The sequence below is a fragment of the Streptomyces sp. CY-1 genome (assembly GCF_047218265.1).
GTDB lineage: Bacteria > Actinomycetota > Actinomycetes > Streptomycetales > Streptomycetaceae > Streptomyces > Streptomyces niphimycinicus.
The window spans coordinates 899,641-919,261 of the sequence record NZ_CP178393.1 but is presented as its reverse complement, the minus strand read 5'-3'; the positions used below and the strand labels follow the sequence as shown (position 1 = coordinate 919,261).

General features: G+C 71.7%; 16 protein-coding genes. 13 read left to right on the top strand and 3 right to left on the bottom strand.

What is annotated here, in order from left to right; all coding sequences use genetic code 11:
- Positions 1-12: 12 nt before the first annotated feature.
- The 5 genes from ACK1X7_RS04000 (at position 13) to ACK1X7_RS03980 (ending at position 5,336) form a co-directional block, all read left to right on the top strand.
- Entirely contained in the window at positions 13-1,209 is a 1,197-nt protein-coding gene (locus tag ACK1X7_RS04000; RefSeq protein WP_385155517.1) for an acyl-CoA dehydrogenase family protein, read from the top strand.
- Positions 1,210-1,242: 33 nt separating this feature from the next.
- Positions 1,243-1,701 carry an RrF2 family transcriptional regulator gene (locus tag ACK1X7_RS03995; protein WP_385155520.1) on the top strand — a complete coding sequence of 153 codons (459 nt, stop codon included), beginning with the start codon at positions 1,243-1,245 and terminating at the stop codon, positions 1,699-1,701.
- 33 nt (positions 1,702-1,734) lie between these two features.
- A complete protein-coding gene (locus ACK1X7_RS03990) occupies positions 1,735-2,826 on the top strand; it encodes an IS630 family transposase (protein WP_385158797.1) in 1,092 nt (363 codons plus the stop codon).
- Between the two features lie 55 nt (positions 2,827-2,881).
- On the top strand, positions 2,882-4,090 hold the full coding sequence (locus tag ACK1X7_RS03985; RefSeq protein ID WP_413114635.1) for an IS701 family transposase: 1,209 nt from the start codon (positions 2,882-2,884) through the stop codon (positions 4,088-4,090).
- A gap of 154 nt (positions 4,091-4,244) precedes the next feature.
- Positions 4,245-5,336, top strand: a complete 1,092-nt coding sequence (locus ACK1X7_RS03980; protein WP_385158797.1) for an IS630 family transposase — start codon at positions 4,245-4,247, stop codon at positions 5,334-5,336.
- 44 nt (positions 5,337-5,380) lie between these two features.
- On the opposite strand, the gene ACK1X7_RS03975 is transcribed toward ACK1X7_RS03980, so the two are convergent.
- Positions 5,381-6,103, bottom strand: a complete 723-nt coding sequence (locus tag ACK1X7_RS03975; protein ID WP_413114634.1) for a TetR/AcrR family transcriptional regulator C-terminal domain-containing protein — start codon at positions 6,101-6,103, stop codon at positions 5,381-5,383.
- Positions 6,104-6,201: 98 nt separating this feature from the next.
- Between ACK1X7_RS03975 and ACK1X7_RS03970 the strand changes: the two genes are divergently transcribed.
- Positions 6,202-7,908 carry a CocE/NonD family hydrolase gene (locus tag ACK1X7_RS03970; RefSeq protein WP_413114633.1) on the top strand — a complete coding sequence of 569 codons (1,707 nt, stop codon included), beginning with the start codon at positions 6,202-6,204 and terminating at the stop codon, positions 7,906-7,908.
- 125 nt (positions 7,909-8,033) lie between these two features.
- Here the strand turns inward: ACK1X7_RS03970 and ACK1X7_RS03965 are convergent, their stop codons facing one another.
- Positions 8,034-9,020: a D-2-hydroxyacid dehydrogenase gene (locus ACK1X7_RS03965; RefSeq protein WP_413114632.1), complete on the bottom strand. Its 987-nt coding sequence runs from the start codon at positions 9,018-9,020 to the stop codon at positions 8,034-8,036.
- Between the two features lie 418 nt (positions 9,021-9,438).
- Between ACK1X7_RS03965 and ACK1X7_RS03960 the strand changes: the two genes are divergently transcribed.
- The 5 genes from ACK1X7_RS03960 to ACK1X7_RS03940 all read left to right on the top strand — a co-directional run bounded on the left by ACK1X7_RS03960 (position 9,439) and on the right by ACK1X7_RS03940 (position 15,486).
- On the top strand, positions 9,439-10,806 hold the full coding sequence (locus ACK1X7_RS03960) for an MFS transporter (RefSeq protein ID WP_385150203.1): 1,368 nt from the start codon (positions 9,439-9,441) through the stop codon (positions 10,804-10,806).
- A gap of 67 nt (positions 10,807-10,873) precedes the next feature.
- A complete protein-coding gene (locus ACK1X7_RS03955) occupies positions 10,874-11,539 on the top strand; it encodes an HAD-IA family hydrolase (protein WP_385150206.1) in 666 nt (221 codons plus the stop codon).
- A 48-nt stretch (positions 11,540-11,587) separates the two neighbouring features.
- On the top strand, positions 11,588-12,982 hold the full coding sequence (locus ACK1X7_RS03950; protein ID WP_385150209.1) for an NAD(P)/FAD-dependent oxidoreductase: 1,395 nt from the start codon (positions 11,588-11,590) through the stop codon (positions 12,980-12,982).
- A 96-nt stretch (positions 12,983-13,078) separates the two neighbouring features.
- Complete coding sequence (locus ACK1X7_RS03945) at positions 13,079-14,683, top strand: PucR family transcriptional regulator (protein WP_385150212.1); 1,605 nt, start codon at positions 13,079-13,081, stop codon at positions 14,681-14,683.
- Positions 14,680-15,486, top strand: coding sequence for a class I SAM-dependent methyltransferase (locus ACK1X7_RS03940; RefSeq protein WP_385150215.1), 807 nt, complete (start codon positions 14,680-14,682; stop codon positions 15,484-15,486). The genes ACK1X7_RS03945 and ACK1X7_RS03940 overlap by 4 nt, the downstream gene beginning before the upstream one ends.
- Positions 15,487-15,548: 62 nt before the next feature.
- Here ACK1X7_RS03940 and ACK1X7_RS03935 read toward each other — a convergent pair whose 3' ends face one another.
- Positions 15,549-17,009, bottom strand: coding sequence for a PucR family transcriptional regulator (locus ACK1X7_RS03935; RefSeq protein ID WP_385150218.1), 1,461 nt, complete (start codon positions 17,007-17,009; stop codon positions 15,549-15,551).
- 111 nt (positions 17,010-17,120) lie between these two features.
- On the opposite strand from ACK1X7_RS03935, the gene speB reads away from it, so the two are divergent.
- Both speB and ACK1X7_RS03925 read left to right on the top strand, forming a co-directional pair.
- Complete coding sequence (gene speB / locus ACK1X7_RS03930; RefSeq protein WP_385150221.1) at positions 17,121-18,083, top strand: agmatinase; 963 nt, start codon at positions 17,121-17,123, stop codon at positions 18,081-18,083.
- Positions 18,076-19,617: a purine-cytosine permease family protein gene (locus ACK1X7_RS03925; protein WP_385109532.1), complete on the top strand. Its 1,542-nt coding sequence runs from the start codon at positions 18,076-18,078 to the stop codon at positions 19,615-19,617. The genes speB and ACK1X7_RS03925 overlap by 8 nt, the downstream gene beginning before the upstream one ends.
- The last annotated feature ends 4 nt before the right edge of the window (positions 19,618-19,621 follow it).

Here is a 19,621-nt window from a genome sequence, read left to right as displayed (position 1 = left end):
AGGGGAGCGGGCGTGACGGTGGTGGATGCGGTGGCCGAAGCGCCCGACCGCGCCTGGTGGCTGCGGATCGCCGGCGAGGCGGCGGACGACCTCGCCACGGACGCGGTCATCCGCGACCAGGCCGGCAAGACGCCGTACGACGAGGTGGCCCGGTTGCGCGAAGCGGGGCTGCTCACGCTGCTGATCCCCGCCGAGCGCGGGGGCGGGGGAGCGGGCTGGTCCACGGCCTGCGCCGTGGTGCGGAAGATCGCCGCGGCCGATGGCGCGATCGGCCAGGTGCTCGGCTGCCACTACCTGCTGTCCTTCAGTGCCCGCTTCTTCGGCGGGGCCGATCCGGCCGCCCGACTGGAGCGGGAGTCGGCGGCGGGGCAGTGGTGCTGGGGCGGCGGGCTGTCCGCCCGCGAGCCACGGCTGACGCTCACCGCCGGGAGGGACGGCCGGGTGGTGAACGGACGCCAGGGGTACGCCACCGGCGTCCTGGTCGCCGACCGGCTGGCCGTCCGGGCCACCCACGCCGACACCGGTGAACCGCTGGCCGTGCTCGTCGACACCGCCGATCCGGGTGTGGTGTGCGGCGGCGACGACGGGGACACCTTCGGGCAGCGGCTGGCGGCCGGCGGCAGCGTGGAGTTCGACGCGGTGCCGGTCGAGGACGGTGCGGTGCTCGGCCCGCTCTCCTGGGAGGAGGACACCCCGTCGCCCTTCAGCGGTCTGGCCGCGCCGACCGGGCGTCTGGTCTCGGCGCAGATCTGTCTGGGGATCGCGCAGGGGGTGCTCGCCGAGGCCCGCGAGTACACCAGGGCGGTCCACGCGCCCTGGCCCCACACCTCCCCGCGCGATCCGTACGCGCTGACCACCTACGGGGAGCTCACCCTCGCCACGCTCTCCGCCGTCGCCCTCGCCGACCAGGCGCTGGAAGCCCTGGACGGCGGGCTGGCGCGGGGCGAGGACCTGACCGACGACGAATGCGCCGAGATCACCGTGCTCGCCGCCGCGGCCGAGGCCGCCGCCTCCCGGGCCGCCCATGACGCCACCGCCCGCGCCCTGGACGTCGTCGGGGCGCGCTCCGCCTCCTCCGCCTACGGATTCGACCGCTTCTGGCGCAACGCGCGCACCCATACCCTCTACGACCCCGTCGCCCACCGGCTCCACGAGGTCGGGGACTACTTCCTCAACGGCGAGCACCCCCCGTTCACCCTGCCCTTCTGACGGCCCGCCGCGCCGGTGGCGGATAATCACGGCATGCGGATCTCGGCGAAGGCGGACTATGCGGTGCGGGCGGCGTTGGAACTGGCCGCGGCGGGGGAGGACGTCTCCGTCAAGGCCGAGGTGATCGCCGGTGCGCAGGGCATCCCGCACAAGTTCCTCGAAGGGATTCTGGGCGATCTGCGCCGGGGCGGCCTGGTGGCCAGCCAGCGCGGGGGCAACGGCGGCTACCGGCTGGCCCGCCCGGCGGACACCATCAGCATCGCCGAGGTGATCCGGGTGGTCGACGGTCCCCTGGTGTCGGTGCGCGGAGTGCGCCCGCCCGAGCTGTCGTACTGCGGACCGGCGGAGTCGCTGCTGCCGCTGTGGATCGCGGTGCGGGCCAATGTGCGCAAGATCCTCGGTGAGGTGACCCTTGCGGAGGTGGCCGCGGCACGGCTGCCCGGCGATGTCCTGGGCCTCGCCGAGGACCCCGAGGCATGGACCAATCCCTAGTGACCTGAGTCGGAGATTTGTCGTTAGTTGGGTATGAGTCGTCCGGGTCCGAAGATTCCGCCGTTGTTACTGACTGATGCCCAGCGGGCGGTGCTGGAGGGGTGGGTGCGTCGTCGTACGACGGCCCAGGCGTTGGCTCAGCGGTCGCGGATCGTGCTGGAGTGCGCGGAGGGCCACTCGATCATGGAGGTGTCGCGTCGGCTGCGGGTCGCCCCGGACACGGTCCGCACCTGGCGACGGCGCTTCCTAAAACATGGCCTGGACGGCTTGTCCGACGAGTCGCGGCCCGGCGTTCCACGGAAGATCACTGATGCCGATGTCGAGCGTGTGATCGTCAAGACGCTGGAGGAGACCCCGAAGAACGCAACCCACTGGTCCACCAGGTCGATGGCCGCGGCCACGGGGATGTCGCAGTCGGCCATCTCGCGGATCTGGCGGGCGTTCGCCCTGGCACCGCACCGCACACAGACGTTCAAGCTGTCCACGGATCCGCTCTTCATCGACAAAGTCCGCGACGTGGTCGGGCTCTACCTCGACCCGCCGGAGAAGGCCCTGGTCTTGTGCGTGGACGAGAAGTCGCAGATCCAGGCGCTGGACCGCTCGCAGCCGGTCCTGCCGATGATGCCCGGCGTTCCCGAACGCCGCAGCCACGACTATGTCCGGGCCGGCACCACCACCTTGTTCGCCGCTTTGGAAGTGGCTACGGGGAAGGTCATCGGCTCCCTGCACCGCCGGCACCGGGCCGTGGAGTTCAAGAAGTTCCTGGCCAGGCTCGACAGGGAAGTTCCGGCGGGTCTCGGCGTGCACCTGATCCTGGACAACTACGCGACCCACAAGACTCCCGAGGTCAAGAAGTGGCTGCTGGCACACCCTCGCTTCCACCTGCACTTCACGCCCACGAGCTCCTCCTGGCTGAACCTGGTCGAGCGGTGGTTCGCCGAACTTACACAGAAGAAGCTCAGGCGCGGCGTCCACCGCTCGGTCCAGGCTCTCGAACGCGACATCCGGGCATGGCTGGCCGACTGGAACGAGCACCCGCGACCGTTCATCTGGACGAAAACAGCCGACGAGATCCTCGACAAAGTCGCCGCCTACTGCCACCGAATCTCTGACTCAGGACACTAGTAGTGCTTTGTTAGCCGGTCTTGTCACGTTCGGTGTGTGGTAGTTCGCTGGTTGTATGAGGGCTGGGGAGCTTGCCGCGTGTCGGGGCCGGTTAGAGGAGTTCGCTTCCGAGTTGTTCGCACCGTTGGTGCGGCGGGATCAGCGCGAGAAGGGCTCGCTGTACGTGCGGGGGCTGCTGCTGGACGGGCGGCGCAAGTCGATGCAGCCGATGGCTGAGCGGCTCGGGGCGGACCATCAGCAGTTGCAGCAGTTCATGACGTCCTCGACCTGGTCGGTCGGGGACGTGCGGGCCAGGCTGGCGTGGCGGGCCGTGCGGGTGGTCCGTCCGCAGGTGTGGGTGGTGGACGACACCGGCTTCCCCAAGGACGGCACCGCCTCGCCGGGGGTGGCCCGCCAGTATTCGGGCACTTTGGGCAAGGTCGGCAACTGCCAGATCGGCGTCAGTGTCCACGCCGCTTCCGACACCGCCTCGTGCCCACTGTCCTGGCGGCTGTTCCTGCCCACTGCATGGGACACCCCCGAGGCAGCCGCACGCCGCAGGGCCTGCCGGATCCCCGATGGCGAGCACCACCGCCCCAAGTGGGAACTCGCGCTGGAGATGCTCGACGAACTCGACGGCCATGGCCTGCGGCCCGCCGCGCTGGTCGCCGACACGGGCTACGGCGCGAACGCCGGCTTCCGGCACGGTCTGGAAGCCCGCGGGCTGGCCTATGTCCTTCAGGCCAAGGGCGAGATGACCGCTCATGCGGAAAGTTCCGAACCCCACCAGCCCGCCTACGGCGGTCTCGGGCCCCGCCCGCTGCCCCGCTACCGCACCCGCCCACTGTCCCTACGCGACCATGTGCTGGCCGCTGGACGCCACCACGGCCGGACCCTGACCTGGCGCAAGGGCTCCAAAGCCGCCATGAGCTCGCACTTCGTTCTCCTCCACGTCCGCCTCGCGGGCCGGCGGCCCAAACCGGCCGCCGACGGGACGATCCCGCTCACCTGGCTGATCGCCCAGTGGCCCGAAGACGAGACGGAACCGGTCAAGTACTGGATCTCGAACCTGCCCGCCGACATCCCCGCGAAAGATCTGGTCCGCCTCGCGAAGTCCCGGTGGCGGATCGAGCACGACTACCGAGAGATGAAGACCGTCCTGGGGCTGGACCACTTCGAGGGCCGCTCCTTCACCGGCTGGCACCGGCACGTCACCCTCGTCACCGCTGCCCACCTGTTCCTGACCGAACAACGGAGGAGCCCAAAAGTCCCTGCCAGGGCCTGACCCTCTACCAGGCCCTGGACCTCCTCCAACACCTCATCGCCACCTGGACCGGCACCTGCCCCACCTGCCAACAGACCGTCCCCTGGCAGCCCTACGACACCACCTAACAAAGCACTACTAGTGACCTGAGTCGGAGATTTGTCGTTAGTTGGGTATGAGTCGTCCGGGTCCGAAGATTCCGCCGTTGTTACTGACTGATGCCCAGCGGGCGGTGCTGGAGGGGTGGGTGCGTCGTCGTACGACGGCCCAGGCGTTGGCTCAGCGGTCGCGGATCGTGCTGGAGTGCGCGGAGGGCCACTCGATCATGGAGGTGTCGCGTCGGCTGCGGGTCGCCCCGGACACGGTCCGCACCTGGCGACGGCGCTTCCTAAAACATGGCCTGGACGGCTTGTCCGACGAGTCGCGGCCCGGCGTTCCACGGAAGATCACTGATGCCGATGTCGAGCGTGTGATCGTCAAGACGCTGGAGGAGACCCCGAAGAACGCAACCCACTGGTCCACCAGGTCGATGGCCGCGGCCACGGGGATGTCGCAGTCGGCCATCTCGCGGATCTGGCGGGCGTTCGCCCTGGCACCGCACCGCACACAGACGTTCAAGCTGTCCACGGATCCGCTCTTCATCGACAAAGTCCGCGACGTGGTCGGGCTCTACCTCGACCCGCCGGAGAAGGCCCTGGTCTTGTGCGTGGACGAGAAGTCGCAGATCCAGGCGCTGGACCGCTCGCAGCCGGTCCTGCCGATGATGCCCGGCGTTCCCGAACGCCGCAGCCACGACTATGTCCGGGCCGGCACCACCACCTTGTTCGCCGCTTTGGAAGTGGCTACGGGGAAGGTCATCGGCTCCCTGCACCGCCGGCACCGGGCCGTGGAGTTCAAGAAGTTCCTGGCCAGGCTCGACAGGGAAGTTCCGGCGGGTCTCGGCGTGCACCTGATCCTGGACAACTACGCGACCCACAAGACTCCCGAGGTCAAGAAGTGGCTGCTGGCACACCCTCGCTTCCACCTGCACTTCACGCCCACGAGCTCCTCCTGGCTGAACCTGGTCGAGCGGTGGTTCGCCGAACTTACACAGAAGAAGCTCAGGCGCGGCGTCCACCGCTCGGTCCAGGCTCTCGAACGCGACATCCGGGCATGGCTGGCCGACTGGAACGAGCACCCGCGACCGTTCATCTGGACGAAAACAGCCGACGAGATCCTCGACAAAGTCGCCGCCTACTGCCACCGAATCTCTGACTCAGGACACTAGGGCCTGTCGTTTGGATCAGACCCTAGCGGCCTCCCGCCACCGCGTTACGACCCGGCGTCCAGCCCGTCGACCATGCGGTCCAGCAGACGGGCGAACGTGGCGTCGAGGGTGAGCGGGCGGGCGGGGGTGGAGAGGGCCTCCGCGAGCTCCGGGTGGTGTCCGTCGGCGGCCACCGAGGCGAGGTACCGGGCATCGGCGGCGGCCCGGTCGGGTGAGTCGGCGAGCGCGGCCTGAGCGATCTCATCGGCGACGAGCCCGGCGACGAAGCCCGTGATCAGGCTGAACACCTCCAGCTTCGCACCGCCGTCCAGCGCGGTGGGCCGCAGGACGGCGAGCGCGTGTTCCACGAAGGCCAGGGTGTTGGGCCCGAGGGACCAGCGGCGGTTGAACAGCGCGGCGGGCAGCCAGGGGTGGCGCAGCATCAGGGCGCGCTGGGCATGGGCGATGGCCTTCAGATCGGCGCGCCAGTCCCCGGTCGGCGGGTCCGGTGGGGACAGCTCGCCGTTGACCTGGTCGACCATCAGCCGCAGCAGTGTCTCCTTGTCGGGGGCGTAGCTGTAGAGCGACATGACCCCGGCGCCGACCTGTGACGCCACCCGCCGCATGGTGACCGCGTCGATTCCCTCGGTGTCCGCCAGGGCGACGGCCGCGGCGGTGATCGCCGCACGGCTGAAGGCGGGTTTGCGCCCCTTGCGGGGCTGCCGGGGGCTCTGCCACAGCTCCTGGGGGTCGACGCCTCCGGCGCCGGACCCGTCACCGCGAACCACGACCTGATCGCTCCTTCCCGCCATGGCGACTTGCGGAATCCATCCAAGCATCTACTATTCTCGTACGTGGTACGGGAACGCAGGGAGGGGAACGCGGGATGACGACACCTACGCGTGATGGCGGGTCGGGGACCACCGACGGAGCGGCCGCAGCCGCCTGGGTCGCGCCTTCGGGCCGGCCGCCGCTGGCGGCGCGGATGATGCGGGCGACCTGGCGCGGCCTTCCGGCCAAGCGGTACGAGGCCGGATGGGAGCCGGACCTCGGGATGCCGGCCGCCGACGGCAGTACCCTCCGCGCGGACCACTACTTCCCGCGCGCCGAGGGCGACTTCCCCACCCTGCTGGTGCGCTCGCCCTACGGCAGGGGAGTGCCCTGGTCGCCCATGTACGGGATGCTCTTCGCCGAACAGGGCTTCCATGTCGTCCTACAGAGCTGCCGCGGCACCGGTGGCTCGGGCGGCGAGTTCGACCTGTGGCGCAATGAGGCGGCCGACGGCCGGGCCACCGTGGCGTGGCTGCGGGACCAGCCCTGGTTCAACGGCGCGCTGGGCACCATCGGCCCCAGCTTTCTCGGCTATGTGCAGTGGGCGCTCGCCCTGGACCCGCCGCCGGAGCTGCGGGCGATGGTGGTGCAGGTCGGGCTGCACGACCCCCATGCCCTGTTCCACCGCGGCGGCGCGCTCCAACTGGAGAACGCCCTGCTCGTCGGCTCCGGCATGAACTCCCAGCACCGGGGGTTCGGCCCCTTCGTACGGGCCACGCTGCGCCTCCGGCGCCATCTGAAGCACATCACACGGACGCTGCCGCTGCGCGGATCGTATGTGCGTGGCCTCGGGGGTGAACTAGCCTGGCTGGACGGCGTGATGTCCCATCCGGACGCCGGTGACCCGTTCTGGAAGGGCGCGTCCACCGGTGGCGCCGCCGACGGCCTGCACGTCCCCACCTGCCTGATCAGCGGCTGGCAGGACGCGCTGGTGGACCAGACCTTCGAGCAGTACGGCAGGCTGCGCCGGTCCGGCTGCGACACCTCCCTGCTCGTCGGCCCGTGGACTCACGCCTCCGCGCTCCAGGGGGGCTGGCCGGAGGTCTTCGCCGAAAGCCTCGCCTGGCTGCGCGCGCATCTGTGCGACGACCCCTCGGGGCTGCGTGCGGCCCGGGTGCGGGTGCACATCGGCGGCCAGGAGCAGTGGCGGGACCTCGACGACTGGCCGCCGTCCCCGGACACCGTCCCGTGGTACCCCGCGGAGGGCGGGCGGCTCACCCGCCAGCCGCCCGAGGCGTCCGCCTCACTGGCCTCCTTCCGCTACGACCCGGCCGACCCCACCCCGTCCATCGGCGGGCCGCTGCTCTCGCCCACCTCCGGGAGCCGTGACAACGCCGATCTCGAGAAGCGCCCCGATGTGCTGACGTTCACCGGCGAGCCGATGGACGAGCCCATGGACGTCCTCGGCCCGGTCGCGGCCCGGCTGCGGATCTCCACCGACACCGGGTACGCCGATGTCTTCGCCCGCCTGTGCGATGTCGACGAACAGGGCCGTTCGGTCAATGTGTGCGACGGGCTGATGCGGCTGCCGACCGGGCCGGGGCAGCCGGTGGAGATCACCGTGCCGATGAGCTCCACCGCCCACCGCTTCCTGCCCGGCCACCGGGTCCGGCTCCAGATCAGCGGCGGCGCCCACCCCCGTTACGCCCGCAACACCGGGAGCGGCGAGCCGGCGCTCGACGCGACCACCCTCACGCCCGTGCGCATCACCGTGCACGGGGCCTCGGCGCTGGACCTCCCGGTGGTCGGCGCCGAGCGGTGAGCCGGTGACTGGCGCGCGCGGGGGGCGCGCCAGCCGCCGGTGCACACCGCCGCCCGGTGCCGGGTGTCCGCGCGGCACCGGGCGGACACCCGGCCGCGGTCGGGAGCCCCGCCACGGCGGGCCTCCTACCGTGGCCGGGCCGGATCGTCCACCACATAGCCGAGGGCCTTGTCGACCACATTGCGCAGCGGACGGCCCTCGCTCCGCCGGATCAGATTGTCGAGGAACAGCTCGCCCAGGTCACCGCGCCAGTCGGTCACCTCGCCCGCGGTGTGCGGGGAGACGATGACGCCCGGCATCTCCCACAGGGGCGATTCCACGGGCAGCGGCTCGTGGGTGAAGACATCCAGCGCCGCCCCCGCCAGCCTGCCCTGCGCCAGTGCGTCGACGAGGGCCTGCTCGTCGACCAGCGGGCCCCGCCCGACGTTGACCAGCCGCGCACCCCGTTTCATCGCCGCCAGTACGGGCGCGTCGACCATGCCACGGGTGGCGGGGGTGAGCGGGGTGGCCAGGACCACGTAGTCCGCCTCGCCCAGCGCCTCGCGCAGGGTCGCCGAGCCGTGCACCACGCCGAAGTCCGGGTCGCCGGTCCGCGGTGTGCGGCCGGCGCCGCCGACCCGCATGCCGACCGCGCGCAGCAGACGGGCGACGGCCCGCCCGATGGAGCCGGTGCCCCAGACCAGGACCGTACGGTCGCCGATGCGCTCGCTGTCCGAGGGCCGCCACTCCCGGCGGCGCTGATGCTCCCAGGTGCCGGGGAAGTCCTTGGCCAGGGAGAGGATCAGCCCCAGGACGTACTCGGCGATGGGCCGGTCGTAGACGCCCCGCGCGTTGGTGAGCACCACCTCGGGATTGCCGGTCAGCGCGGGAAAGAGAAACGGGTCCACCCCCGCCGCCGCCACATGGACCCAGCGCGGCGCCTTCGCCGGATCGCCGGGCCAGGCGGTGGCCACCGCGGTGGACAGCGGCCACCACGCGAGCAGGGCGTCCGCGCCGGGGAGGAACAGCGGCAGCTCCTCCTCGGTGGCGTACACCGTCTCGGCGAGGGACTCGATCCGCGCCCGGTTGGGCGGCAGATGGTCCCGGTACAGGACGACCAGCCGGTCAGCCACATCCGGCTCCCACAGCGGCGACCGCGGTGGCGACCGCGGCGGTGGCATCGGTCATGACGGGTCTCCCACGGGCGTGACGGGTACGGGCGGACGCCTCAAGCGTGACCGCAGCCACGCCGGTGGACAACGGACAGAGTGTCCACCCGATGACGAGGGACGGAACACGGTGGACGTTGACGGTGGCCGCCGCCTGAACCAGGGTGATGGCCAGCCGGAACGCGTCACCGGTCGCTCCGGAGCCCATCCCCGTCCCCGGGCCACACCTCGCCCACCGAGCGGTTCCCCCGCCGCATGCGCCCCGACCGCGTACACCACCGTGCGTGCCCACCGAATGCTTGACACACGATGCCCGCCACCCCGCCACCCCCGGCATCGGCCCGCGCCGCGGCGCCCCTCCTCGTCCCCAGGAGAAGCAAGCATGTCCCTTCCCAGAACCTCCCGAGAGCCCCTCCAGAACTCCTCGCCCACCCTGGACAACGCCCCCGTCACCGCCTTCCACCGCAGGATGGTCCTGGTCGCCATGGGCGGTCCGTTCTGCGACGGCTATCTGCTCGGCATCATGGGGGTGGCGCTCAGCCTGATCACCCCGGCCCTGGCCCTGGACACGCTGTGGACCGGGCTGGTGGCGGCGTCCGTCCTGGTGGGCGTCTTCCTCGGTGGCGTGGTGTTCGGCCCGATCACCGACCGGGCGGGCCGCCACTTGATGTATGTGCTCAACCTGGCCGCGTTCGTGATCGGCTCCGCGCTCCAGTTCTTCGTCACCGAGGCGTGGCAGTTGCTGGTGCTGCGGCTGTTCATCGGCATCGCCATCGGCGCCGACTACCCGATCGCCTCGGCCCTCACCACCGAGCTGGTGCCGCGCCGGATGCGTGGCCCCGCCCTGTCCGGGCTGGTCCTGGCCTGGTGGGTCGGCTACGGGGTCAGCTACTGGGCCGGGTGGCTGCTGCTGGGCACCGGCGACGACGCATGGCGCTGGATGCTCGCCTCCGGCGCGGTCCCCGCCGTGCTCTTCCTCCTCCTGCGGGCGGGCGTTCCCGAGTCGCCGCGCTGGCTGGCGTCGCGGGGACGGGTGGAGGAGGCCAGGGAGGTCGTACGCCGTCACCTCGGCCAGGAGGTCAGTGCCGAGGAACTGCTCGTCGAGTCCCGCCCGGACCGGCGCGGCGGCTCCGGCCTGGGCAATCTCGCCGAGATGTTCCGCCGCGGCTACGGGATCCCCGCACTGTTCTGCTCGGTGTTCTGGATCTGCCAGGTGGCCCCGGCCTTCGCGGTGCGGTCCTTCCAGCCGCAGATGCTGGAGTCCTTCGGGGTGACCGGCACCTTCGGCGCCAGCGCGCTGATCACCACGCTCGCGGTCGCCGGAACGGGCCTCGGACTGGTCGTGGTCAACCGCATCGGCCGGCGTCCGCTGCTCATCGGCAGCTTCCTGTGCATCAATGTCTCCCTGATCGCGCTGATCGTGCTGCCGCTGCACTACGCGGCCCTGGTGGTGGCCCTCTTCGCCGCCTTCCAGTTCTTCGAGGCCGCGGGCAGCGGACTACAGTTCGTCTATCCCAGCGAGCTGTTCCCCACCGATCTGCGGGCCACCGGCGTCGGGGTCGCCACCGCCATGAGCCGGGTGGGCTCCGCCTCCAGCACCTTTCTGCTCCCGATGGCCACCGCCGACCTCGGGGTCCGCGGCACCCTCGCCATCGGGGTGGCGATCACCCTCATCGGTCTGGTGGTCTCCGTCCTCCTCGCCCCCGAGACCAAGGACCTCGGCCTGGCCGAAGCCAGCAGCCGCGCCTGACGCCCCATCACACATTCACTTGACGACCTCTCAAAACACCCGCCGTCACCTCGGAAAGGACGCGCCCATGCGCAAGCTGGTCTCCTTCGACTGCTACCGCACGCTCATCAACTTCGACACCCGCACCGCCACCCACGAGATCGTCAAGGACCGGCTCGCCGAACTCGGCGTCGACCCCGAGCAGTTCCACCACGACGCGTATGTGATGCGCTTCCAGGGCGTTCTGGACGAATACCTGCCCTACCGGGAGATCGTCCGCCGCACCCTGCGCAACGTCATGACCCTGCACGGCCTGGAGTACCGGGACGAGGACGGCGAGGCACTCATCGAGGCCATCAAGAAGTTCACCCCCTTCCGCGAGGTCCCCGACGCGCTGCGCCGCCTCAAGGGCGAATACGACATCGCGATCCTCTCCAACAGCGAGGACGACCTGATCGCCTACGCCGTCGAGGCGCTGGGCGTGGACTTCGACCATGTGCTCACCGCCGAGCAGGCCGGTGCCTACAAGCCGCTCCCGCAGGCGTTCGAGTACCTCATGAAGGCCACCGGCCGCGGCCCCGAGGACATCATCCACACCGCCCAGGGCTGGGAGTACGACATCATGCCGACCAAGCGCTACGCGGGCATGCGGCGGATCTGGGTGAACCGCTACGGCTTCCCCGGCTCGCCCGCCTTCCAGCCGTACGAGGAGATCAAGGACCTGTCCGAGCTGCCCGGACTGCTCGGGGTCTGACCCCCGCCCCGGCCACTCCCGCCACCGCCCACCCCGCGAAGGGAATCCATGACCGCCACCACGGCCGGCCGCCCGGCGCCGGTCAACGGCCGCGTCGCCCACTGGTTCGCCGAACTTCCCACCCCGCGCCCGGCGTTGCCCGGCGACCGCGACGCGGATGTGTGCGTCGTCGGCGCCGGACTGACCGGGCTGTGGACCGCGTACTACCTCAAACACGCCGACCCCGGTCTCCGGATCACCGTCCTGGAGGCCGAGTTCGCCGGATTCGGTGCCTCCGGCCGCAACGGCGGCTGGGCCTCCGGACTGATCCCCGGCGCCCGCGACCGGATGGCCAGGGCCTATGGCAGGCCCGCGGTCCTGGACTGGCAGCGGGCCATGAACGAGGCGGTGGACGAGGTGATCGACGTCGCCGCCCGCGAGGGCATCGACGCCGGCATCGTCAAGGGCGGCACCCTGCGCGTCGCCCGCACCCCCGCCCAGGCCACCCGGCTGCGCCACAAGGTCGAACAGGACCATGAGTGGGGGGTCGCCGACTCGGTGCTGCTCACCCCCGCCGAATCCGCCCACCGCATCCGCGTCGACGGGGTCACCGCCGCCGCCTTCACCCCCCACTGCGCCCGGCTCCAGCCGGCCGCCCTGGTCCGCGGCCTCGCCGACACCGTCGAACGGCTCGGTGTCACCATCCATGAGAAGTCCCCGGTCACCGCCATCGAACCGGGCCGTGCGATCACCGCGCGGGGCACCGTCCGGGCCCCCGTCGTCCTCCGGGCCACCGAGGGGTTCACCGCGTCCCTCAAGGGGTTGCGGCGGGCCTGGCTGCCCATGAACAGCTCCATGATCGTCACCGAGCCGCTGCCCGCGCGGATCTGGCGGGAGATCGGCTGGGAGGGCCGGGAGACCCTCGGCGACACCGCCCACGGCCATATGTACGCCCAGCGCACCGCGGACGACCGGATCGCGATCGGCGGCCGCGGGGTGCCCTACCGCTTCGGCTCGCGCACCGACCACCAGGGGCGGGTCGGCGAGCGGACGATCGGCCAGCTCATCGGGACCCTGGAACGGATGCTGCCGCAGACGGCCGGGGTCCGGGCCGACCACGCGTGGTGCGGGGTGCTGGCCGTGCCCCGCGACTGGTCCGCCACCGTCGGCCTGGACCGGGCCGGCGGGCTCGGCTGGGCCGGCGGATACGTCGGCCACGGAGTCACCTCCACCAACCTGGCCGCCCGCACCCTCACCGATCTGGTCCTGGAACGCGACACCCGGCTCACCCGGCTGCCGTGGACCGGCCACGCCCCGGGCACCTGGGAGCCCGAGCCGTTCCGCTGGCTGGGGGTGCGCGGCCTGTATGTCGCCTACCGCCTCGCCGACCGCCATGAGGCGGGCGGACGTGTCCGTACCTCACCCATCGCCACCATCGCCGACCTCATCGCACGCCGCCCGTGAGGCCGCCGGCCGCCGCGTCCGGGCCCCGTCCGGTGGCCCTGGGCGCGGTGGCCCGGCTCTGCGATGATGAGCGGTATCCGGAGGGAGTCCGTCCAGATGCCGTTGCTCACGGTTGCCGACGTCCTGCGCCTTCCCGTCATCGTCGCGGGACTTCCCCGTGTCATGGCCGGTGAGGGGCAACTGGCCCGTGCGGTCCGCTGGGTGCATGTCACCGAGCTGCTCGACCCCGCCTCGTTCCTCGAAGGCGGAGAGCTGGTACTGACCACCGGAATGCCCCAGCCCAACGACCCCAGCCGGCTGCGCGGCTATGTGGACCAACTGGCCGACATCGGCGCCGCGGGGCTCGTGGTGGAACTCGGCCGCCGCTACCAGCAGGTGCCACCGGACCTGGTGGCCGCCTGCCGCGCACGGGACCTTCCGCTGATCGTCCTGTCCCGTGGCATCCGCTTCATCGAGGTGACCCAGACCGTCCACGCGCTGATCCTGGACGCGCAGGGCGAGCTGCTGCGCCGCTCCCAGCAGGTCCATGAGATCTTCACCGCGCTGACGCTGCGCAACGCGGAGCCGAAGGAGCTGGTCCGCGCCGCCGCCGAGCTGATGGACCGCCCGGTGGTCCTGGAGAACCTGCTGCACCACGCGGTGGTCTCCGGTACGGCGGGCGGCACGGCCGGCAAGGTCCTGGAGGCGTGGCCGCGCCGCTCCCGTGCCACGCCGACCCCCGACACCGCGGGGGCCAGCGGACCCGAGGACTGGCTGGTGGCGCCCGTCGAGCACAACGGCAGGCGCTGGGGGCGGCTGGTGGCGCTGCCGGACGCGGCCGCCCCCGCGGCCGACCCGGAACACACCATGATCCTCAGGCGCGCCGCCACCGCGCTCACCCTGGCCCGGCTGACCGGCCACACCCAGTGGGACCGCCAGGCCCACACCTGCGCGCTGCTGGAACTGCTGCGCTGGAGCTACCGCGGCCGCACCGAGGCCCGCATCCGCATCGAGGCCCTCGGCATACCCGTCGTCGGCCACCGCCTCATCGCCCTCGCCATCGGCCACCACGGCGCCGCCGCCGACGAGGCGGGCCTGGACGACCGGCTCGCCGACGCCCTGCGGGACTCCGGCATCCGGGCCCTGGTGGGGCGGCTCTCCCCGGACCGCACCGGGGTGCTGCTCGCACTGGCCCGGGCCAGCGCCTGGCAGCCGGTGGTGGAGCGGGTCAGCCGGCTCACCGAGGAGACACTCGGCGGGCCGGCGGTGGTGGCGGTCGGACCGGGAGTGACGGAGATCGACCAGGTGGCCCGGGCGTTCCGGGAGGCCGAGGAGGTCGTGGACGCCATCGGCCCCGGCACCCCGCACCGGCCCTTCCATGTGCCCTCCGACATCGGACTGCCCGAGCTGCTGTACGCGCTCCGCGACGACATCCGTGTGCAGAAGTACGTCGAGCACCAGTTGGGCAGGCTGATCGAGTACGACGAGCGGCATGCGGGCGATCTGCTGAGCACGCTGCGCCACTACCTCGCCGCGGGCAACAAGTCCATCGCCGCCAAACAGATCGGCCTCTCCCGCCAGGCGTTCTACCAGCGGCTGCACACCATCGAACGGCTCCTCGGCCGCGACCTGGAGTCCGGTGTGCAGCGCACCCAGCTCCATGTCGCCGTCACCGCCCTGGACACGCTGACGGCGGCCGGCGCGGGAGGATGGGAGGCATGACATCCGAGACCGGCTATCTGCTGGACAACCGGCAACGCGAGGCCGGGCGGCGCTTCGACGCGCTGGCCGAGCTCTTCGACCCGTGGACCCTCGACCACCTCGACCGGCTCGGCCTGACCGCCGGTTGGCGCTGCTGGGAGGTGGGAGCGGGCGGCCCCTCGGTGCCCACCGCCCTCGCGGAGCGGACCGGGCCCACCGGACAGGTGCTGGTGACCGACATCGACACCTCCTGGCTGACGGAGCTGTCCGGCCCGGCCGCCGCCCCGATCGAGGTGCGGCGCCATGACGTGGCCCGTGATGAGCCACCGGGCGGCGGCTTCGACCTCGTCCACGCCCGGCTGGTGCTGGTGCATCTGCCCGACCGGGCCGAGGCGCTGCGGCGGATGGCCGAGGCGGTACGGCCGGGCGGGTGGCTGGTGGTGGAGGACGCCGACCCGGCGCTCCAGCCCCTGGCCTGCCCCGATGAACGCGGCCCGGCCGAGGAGCTGGCCAACCGGATCCGCCGCGGATTCCGCGCGCTGCTCGCCGAGCGCGGTGTGGACCTCGCCTTCGGCCGCACTCTGCCCGCCCTGCTGCGCGGCGCCGGGCTGCACGACGTCCGCGCCGAGGGCTGCTTCCCGCTGACCTCCCCGGCCTGCCGGGAGCTGGAGGCGGCCACCGTGCGTCAGCTCCGTGGGCGGCTGGTGGCGGGCGAGCTGGCCACCGAGGGGGACATCGAGCGCCATCTGGACCATCTGCGCGGCGAGGGGATGGATGTCACCACCGCCCCGCTCATCACCTGCTGGGGCCGGCGCCCCCACTGAACGGATGGCGGGGCCGTGCCGGGGTGCTCAGCCCGACTGAGCGGATGAAAGGGCCGGAGTGCTCAGTCGAGGAGGCCGAGCTGTCCCGCGGCCCGGATCGCCAGCCAGACCTCGGCGAACGCGCCGGTGCTGGACAGATCGCGGCCGGTCAGCTCGCTGAAGCGGCGCAGCCGGTAGGCCAGCGTATTGGGGTGCACATGGAGCGCCGCCGCGGCCTCGTCCGTACGGCGGTCGCGCTCCATCCAGGTGCGCACCGACGGCAGCAGCCGTGAGCCATGCCCCGCGTCGTAGCGCTGCGCCTCGCCCAGCACATGCTCGACCAGGTCGGTGAGGGCGGCCGGGTCGTCGGGCAGCCAGCGGCCGGTGACATCGTCGCCGTACCGTACGAGGGCCCGGCCGGACGCGACGGCGTGGGAGGCCGCCCACAGCGCCTCGCGCTGGGCGATCCGCAGTGGCGTGCCCGGGCTGAACGGGCGGCTCATCCCGGCGGCCACACCGGACAGCGACTCCACCGCGTCACCCAGGCCCGGTGAGCCGAGCAGATAGCGGTCCTCGCCGCGCTTGAGCAGCAGACACGGCTGATCCTCCAGCGCCCGCAGCACGGCGTCCTCGGTGACGCCCCGGACCACCGCCAGCACGGTCTCGCCCTCGATGGAGTGGCGCAGCAGATGGCGCCGCGCCACCGCGGGTTCGAGCGCGCCCTGGAGCAGCTCGGCGAGGATCTCCGCGCCCTCGCGGCGCAGCGTCTCCCGTTCGGTACGGACCATGGCCACCTGGAGGGCGGCCACCGTGGCGATGTGCTGCACCACGGCGAGCCCCGCCGGGCGGGCACCCTCCCGTTCGAAGGCGATGAGGAAACCCGCCGGGCCACCGGGGGAGGGGACCGGGAGGGCGAAGCCGCCGGGGATGGTCGGCGGTGCGTCCGCCGAGCCGGGGATCACCGAGGTGTCGGGCGCGGGCACACCGGGCAGCAGCGGACGGCCCTGGGGGGTGCACAGATAGATGTCGTAACCGGACAGCTTCTCCAGCCGGCCGAAGAGCGTGGCGGTGTCCAGATTCTCCGAGGTCAGCCAGCGCAGCGCGCCGAACACCTGAAGCTGGGCGCCGAGCCGGTGGCGGGCGTCCTCCTGGACGGCGGCGGCCACTTCCTGCGCCACCGCCATGAACGGCACGGCCAGCGGGATCTCCAGGACCGGCATGCCCCGCTCCTCGGCGGCGTCGAAGAACGCCCGGCGCAGCGGGGGCATCCGCAACTGGGCGGAGACGGCCAGGGCGGCCACCCCGGCGTCGTCGAGCCGCTCCAGATAGCCGCGCTGTCCGGCCGCCGAACGGGGCATCGCTATCCCCGTCGTCATGATCATTTCGGAGCCGAGCAGCCACGGTGTCGGGTCGTCCAGCTCGCTCACATGGGCCCAGGACACCGAGCGGTGCAGCCCGGCGCCACCCGCGATCAGACGTAGCTGGAGGGCCGGATACGACAGCAGATCGTCGACCGTCACACCCTGCTCTTTGTTGTTCACCACAAATCGAGCCTAACTCTTTGTCCCAGCAACGATTGTCGCGCGGTTCCTCCGCTGTGCAGACTCGCCCGACCGGACCCCACCGGCGCACGTGAAGAAGGGACTGCGAGAACCATGACCGAACCCCGAGGACCCGTCGACTCCTCCCGGGTCCCGCGCTTCGCCGGCCCGGCCACCTTCGCCAGGCTGCCCCGCCTCGACGAGGTGTCCGGCGCCGACGTGGCCGTGGTGGGTGTCCCGTTCGACGGCGGTGTCTCCTACCGCCCCGGCGCCCGCTTCGGGCCCGCCGCGGTCCGCGAGGCCAGCCGGCTGCTGCGCCCCTACCACCCGGGCCTCGATGTGTCGCCGTTCGCCGCCCAGCAGGTGGCCGACGCCGGTGACATCGCCGTGAACCCCTTCGACATCGGCGAGGCCATCGAGACCATCCAGGACGCCGCGAACGGCCTTCAGGCCGACGGCACCCGCCTGGTCACCATCGGCGGCGACCACACCATCGCGCTCCCGCTGCTGCGCGCCGCCGCACAGCGGCACGGCCCGGTCGCGGTACTGCACTTCGACGCGCACCTGGACACCTGGGACACCTACTTCGGCGCCGAGCACACCCACGGCACCCCGTTCCGCCGGGCCGTGGAGGAGGGCGTCGTCGACACCTCCGCCCTCTCGCACGTCGGCACCCGCGGCCCGCTGTACGGCAAGCAGGACCTCACCGAGGACGAGAAGCTGGGCTTCGGCATCGTCACCTCGGCCGATGTCTACCGGCGCGGCGCCGACGAGGTGGCCGACCAGTTGCGCCAGCGCATCGGCGACCGGCCGCTGTACATCTCCATCGACATCGACTGCCTCGACCCGGCCCACGCCCCCGGCACCGGCACCCCGGAGGCGGGCGGCCTGACCTCGCGCGAACTCCTGGAGATCCTGCGCGGACTGGCCGGCTGCCGCCTGGTCGGCGCCGATGTGGTGGAGGTGGCGCCCGCCTACGACCACGCGGAGATCACCTCGGTCGCGGCCTCCCACGTCGCCTACGACCTGATCAGCCTGCTCGCGCTCCAGGGGAAGCGGGAGGAGACGGATGAGTGATTCCCCGGCGCTGACCGAGGTCGAGAGCTACGGGGTCGAGCGCATCCCCGACGCGGACCGCAGCGCGACCCCCTTCGACCTGTTCCGCGTGGCGTTCGGTGGCGCCAACACCTTCGCCACCTGTGTGCTCGGCGCCTTTCCGATCCTCTTCGGACTCTCCTTCTGGCAGGGCCTGGCGGCGACCGTGCTCGGCGTGGTGGGCGGCTCCCTGATCCTCGCCCCGCTCGCGGTGTTCGGCCCGCGCAACGGCACCAACAACGCGGTCTCCTCCTCGGCACACCTGGGGGTCCACGGGCGGATCGTCGGATCCTTCCTGTCGCTGCTCACCGCCATCGCGTTCTTCTCCATCTCGGTGTGGTCCTCCGGCGACGCGTTGGTCGGCGGCGCCCACCGGCTGATGGGCGTGGAGCAGAACGACGGGGTGTTCGCCCTCGCGTACGGCATCTTCGGGCTGCTGGTGCTGACGGTGTGCGTGTACGGCTTCCGGTTCATGCTCTTCGTCAACAAGATCGCGGTGGTGGCGGCCTCGACGCTGTTCGTCCTCGGCTTCTTCGCCTTCGTCGGCGACTTCGACCCCGGCTACCAGGGTTCGTTCGCCTCGGTGTCCACGGCCGGATTCTGGCCCGCGTTCATCGGCTCGGCGCTGATCGTGCTGTCCAACCCGGTGTCCTTCGGCGCCTTCCTCGGCGACTGGGCGCGCTACATCCCCGCCGACACCCCGCGCCGGAAGGTCGTCACGGCGGCGTTCGCCTCCCAGATCGCCACCATCCTGCCGTTCTTCTTCGGCCTGGCCACCGCCTCGATCATCGCCAAGAAGGCCGCGCCGTACATGGACGCGGACGCGCCGAACTACGTCGGCGGGCTGCTGGCCATCTCGCCCGGCTGGTACTTCCTGCCGGTGTGCCTGCTCGCGCTCATCGGCGGCCTGTCCACCGGCACCACCTCGCTCTACGGCACCGGCCTGGACTTCTCCAGCGTGTTCACCCGGTTCAGCCGGGTGCAGGCCACGCTGTTCGTCGGGGTGCTCTCGATCGGGTTCATCTTCCTCGGCCGGTTCGCCGCCAATCTGTCCCAGTCCATCTCCACCTTCGCCACCCTGATCATCACCTGCACCGCCCCGTGGATGATCATCATGGTGCTCGGCTATGTGACCCGGCGCGGCTGGTACGACCCCGATTCGCTCCAGGTGTTCAACCGGCGCCAGCGCGGCGGCCGTTACTGGTTCCACCACGGCTGGAACTGGCGTGGCATGGGCGCCTGGCTGACCGCGGCGGTGCTCGCCCTGATGTTCGTCAACGTCCCCGGACAGTACATCGGCCCGCTCGGCGATCTGGCCGACGGCGCGGACATCTCGCTGCCGGTCGGTCTCGCCACCGCCGCGCTCCTCTATCTGACACTGCTGTGGATCTTCCCGGAGCCGCGCGAGGTGTACGGGCCCGAGGGGCCGCGGCTGGTCCGCGCCTCGGACGCGCCCGTGCCGCCGATCACCACCGAGACCGGCGCGCCCGTGACCGCGGTGGCGGAAGGGGCGTGAGGCC

Excerpts from the sequence above, each read along its gene's own strand:
- ACK1X7_RS03940 (WP_385150215.1), top strand. The coding sequence starts at position 14,680 with ATGACATCCGAGACCGGCTATCTGCTGGACAACCGGCAACGCGAGGCC.
- ACK1X7_RS03945 (WP_385150212.1), top strand. The coding sequence starts at position 13,079 with ATGCCGTTGCTCACGGTTGCCGACGTCCTGCGCCTTCCCGTCATCGTC.
- ACK1X7_RS03925 (WP_385109532.1), top strand. The coding sequence starts at position 18,076 with ATGAGTGATTCCCCGGCGCTGACCGAGGTCGAGAGCTACGGGGTCGAG.
- ACK1X7_RS03960 (WP_385150203.1), top strand. The coding sequence starts at position 9,439 with ATGTCCCTTCCCAGAACCTCCCGAGAGCCCCTCCAGAACTCCTCGCCC.
- speB (WP_385150221.1), top strand. The coding sequence starts at position 17,121 with ATGACCGAACCCCGAGGACCCGTCGACTCCTCCCGGGTCCCGCGCTTC.
- ACK1X7_RS03990 (WP_385158797.1), top strand. The coding sequence starts at position 1,735 with ATGAGTCGTCCGGGTCCGAAGATTCCGCCGTTGTTACTGACTGATGCC.
- ACK1X7_RS03995 (WP_385155520.1), top strand. The coding sequence starts at position 1,243 with ATGCGGATCTCGGCGAAGGCGGACTATGCGGTGCGGGCGGCGTTGGAA.
- ACK1X7_RS03970 (WP_413114633.1), top strand. The coding sequence starts at position 6,202 with ATGACGACACCTACGCGTGATGGCGGGTCGGGGACCACCGACGGAGCG.
- ACK1X7_RS03955 (WP_385150206.1), top strand. The coding sequence starts at position 10,874 with ATGCGCAAGCTGGTCTCCTTCGACTGCTACCGCACGCTCATCAACTTC.
- ACK1X7_RS03985 (WP_413114635.1), top strand. The coding sequence starts at position 2,882 with ATGAGGGCTGGGGAGCTTGCCGCGTGTCGGGGCCGGTTAGAGGAGTTC.
- ACK1X7_RS03980 (WP_385158797.1), top strand. The coding sequence starts at position 4,245 with ATGAGTCGTCCGGGTCCGAAGATTCCGCCGTTGTTACTGACTGATGCC.
- ACK1X7_RS03950 (WP_385150209.1), top strand. The coding sequence starts at position 11,588 with ATGACCGCCACCACGGCCGGCCGCCCGGCGCCGGTCAACGGCCGCGTC.